The sequence below is a fragment of the Mesorhizobium sp. M7A.F.Ca.US.002.01.1.1 genome, from assembly GCF_004022955.1.
Classification (GTDB): Bacteria; Pseudomonadota; Alphaproteobacteria; order Rhizobiales; family Rhizobiaceae; genus Mesorhizobium; species Mesorhizobium ciceri.
In genome coordinates this window covers 1-3,212 of sequence record NZ_RZQE01000580.1, presented here as the reverse complement: position 1 = coordinate 3,212, position 3,212 = coordinate 1, and the positions used below count along the sequence as shown (strand labels likewise).

2 protein-coding genes are annotated in these 3,212 nt (G+C 61.1%); both read left to right on the top strand.

The genetic code is table 11. The features are described from left to right. Nucleotides 1-1,769, top strand: a 1,769-nt coding sequence (locus tag EN932_RS32290) for a transketolase (protein WP_164890733.1), incomplete at its 5' end; no start/stop codon positions are given. A 13-nt stretch (nucleotides 1,770-1,782) separates the two neighbouring features. Continuing rightward, a partial coding sequence (locus EN932_RS32285; RefSeq protein ID WP_245483366.1) for an alpha-D-glucose phosphate-specific phosphoglucomutase occupies nucleotides 1,783-3,212 on the top strand: 1,430 nt, incomplete at its 3' end.

The window sequence follows — 3,212 nt, the reverse complement described above, 5'->3', positions numbered from 1 at the left end:
GCACTGGACATCCCGAATTTGGCTGGACCTCGGGCGTGGAAACGACCACGGGGCCACTCGGACAAGGTGCCGCCACAAGCGTCGGCATGGCAATTGCTGAACGGTGGCTGGCGGCCACCTACAATCGACCCGACTATGATCTGTTCTCGCACACTGTCTATGCGCTGTGCAGCGACGGCGACATGATGGAGGGGCTCAGCAACGAGGCGGCATCGCTGGCTGGACACCTCAAATTGTCGAACCTCTGCTGGATTTATGACGACAATCACATCACCATCGAGGGGCCGACTGGCCTTACCTTCACCGAAGACGTGGCAACCCGCTTCCTTGCGTACGGATGGCATGTCGAGCGGGTAAGCGATGCAAACGATCTGGTGTTGCTGGGCAAGGCGTATCAGATGTTCATCGATACGCATGACCGCCCCACGCTGATCATCGTTCAAAGTCATATCGGTTATGGCGCGCCGCACAAGCATGACACCAGCAAAGCGCATGGCGAGCCCCTGGGCGCCGAAGAAGTTCGGCTGACGAAGGAATTCTACGGCTGGGATCCGGACGCCGATTTCAAAGTTCCGGACGGGGTCGTGGCGCATTTCCGCTCACATATGGGCAAGCGTGGGGACGCCGCTCATGCCGCCTGGCGAAAATTGTTTGCTGCCTATCGCAAACAATATCCTGACCTGGCCGAACAGATCGATCAGATGCAGCGACGTGAAGTTGCTCCCGGGTGGGACGCCACGTTGCCCGCCTTCTCAGCCGACGCGAAAGGCCTCGCGACACGTGAATCGTCCGGCCAGGTGTTGAACGCTATTGCGGAACATTTGCCATGGCTGCTGGGTGGCGCGGCAGACCTGTCGCCGTCAACCAAGACGAACCTCGAATTCGATTTCGCCGGCAACTTTCAGGCGCCCGAGGGTGACCAGGCCGTCAGCTACCGCGGGCGGAATTTCCACTTTGGCCTGCGCGAACATGCCATGTGCGCCATCGGCAACGGCATGAGCCTGTCGAAGCTGCGGCCGTTCGTCTCCAGCTTCCTGATCTTCACCGACTATTGCCGCGCGGCGCTGCGGCTGAGCTCGATGATGGAACTCCCGCTCATCTCCATCTGGACCCACGATTCCATCAGTCTCGGCGAGGACGGGCCAACCCACCAGCCCATCGAGCAGCTTGCCTCGTTCCGCGCCATGCCCGGCATGATCGTGCTGCGCCCGGCGGATGCGAATGAGGTCATGGAGGCGTGGAAGGTCATCATTCATCTCAAGGACAGGCCCGTCTGCCTCGTACTGACGCGACAGCCGGTGCCGACGCTCGATCGCTCGACCTACGCAAACGCAGGCGGCGTGGCACGGGGCGCTTATGTACTGGCCGATGCTCCCGACGCCCGACCCGACGTCCTGCTGCTGGCGACCGGCAGCGAAGTCGCGCTGTGCGTGACGGGCTATGAACAGCTGAAGGCCGAGGGCATCAAGGCACGCGTCGTCAGCATGCCGTCATGGGAATTGTTTGAAAGCCAACCAAAGGAGTATCGCGACACCGTCCTGCCGCCAACGATAACCGCCCGCGTGGCAGTGGAGGAAGCATCCGGTTTCGGATGGGAACGGTATACCGGCTTCGACGGCGCCATCCTGGCTCTGCATAGCTTCGGCCTGTCCGCTCCATCAAAGGTCGTCGCAAAACACTTCGGATTCGAGCCCGCACACGTCGTTGCGGCTGCCAAGGCGCAAATTGCGGGCATTCAAGCTCCAGGCAGTGCGGCTTTCACCAAATGAGGCAATCAGCACCATCATGAACATCAGTCCATTGGCCGGAAAGCCGCCCCCGCCCGACCTGCTGGTCAATGTCCCCAGGCTTGTCACGGCCTACTATAGCCAAGCGCCGGACCTTGCCGACCCGTTGCAGCGCGTGGCATTCGGGACGTCCGGGCACCGCGGGTCTGCAGTCGAAAGAACGTTCAACGAAGCACATGTTCTGGCAATCAGCCAGGCCATCTGTCTGTACCGCAAGCTACGGGGCATCGACGGCCCGATCTTCATCGGCATCGATACACATGCGCTGTCGGAACCGGCGTTTGCGAGCGCACTGGAAGTGCTGGCCGCGAACGGGGCGGAGGTGATGATGGCGGCCGGTGGCGAGTATACGCCCACCCCTGCCGTCTCTCACGCAATCCTCATCTACAACAAAGGCCGCAAGACCGGGCTTGCCGATGGCATCGTCATCACGCCGTCGCACAACCCACCCGGCGACGGAGGTTTCAAGTACAACCCGCCCAATGGCGGGCCGGCGGATACCGATGTCACCGGCTGGATCGAACAACAGGCCAATGAGCTGCTTGGCAACGGCCTGAAAGGCGTGCGGCGGATGCCGTTCGAGAAGGCCCTCCATGCGCCTACAGTCCATGCCCACGATTTCCTGAACGCTTACGTGAACGATCTCGGCAATGTCATCGACATGGACGCCATTCGGGGAGCGCATGTTCGCATGGGCGTCGACCCGCTCGGCGGCGCGGGAGTCCACTACTGGCCCGCCATAGCCGACCGCTATAAACTCGACCTGACCATCGTCAATCGCCACGTCGATCCCACTTTTCGTTTCATGACGGTTGATTGGGATGGCCAGATCCGCATGGACCCGTCTTCAGCTTATGCCATGCAAGGCCTTATCAGCCTGAAGGATCAATTCGACATCGCTTTCGCATGCGACACCGATCACGACCGGCACGGCATCGTCACGCGCAGTGCCGGGCTGCTGCCGGCCAATCATTACTTGTCGGTGGCGATTGATTACCTGTTCCAGCATCGCCCTGAATGGCGCAAGGACACCGCTGTTGGAAAAACGGTGGTGAGCAGCCAGATGATTGATCGCGTCAGCGCCAGGCTGAAGCGCAGACTGTATGAAGTGCCGGTCGGGTTCAAATGGTTCGCCGAGGGCCTTCAGGACGGCTCGATGGGCTTTTGCGGCGAGGAAAGCGCTGGTGCGACGTTCATGCGCCGCAATGGCGCCGTCTGGACGACCGACAAGGATGGCATCGTGCCGGCGTTGCTGTCGGCCGAGATCATGGCAAGGATGGGTCGCGATCCCGGCGAGGTCTATCGCGACCTGACGAAGGCATTGGGCGAACCGGTCGCCGACCGGCTCCAGGCAACGGCAACCCCAGCACAAAAAGAGAAACTGTCGAAGCTCTCGCCGCATGAGATCACGTCGAAGATCTTGGC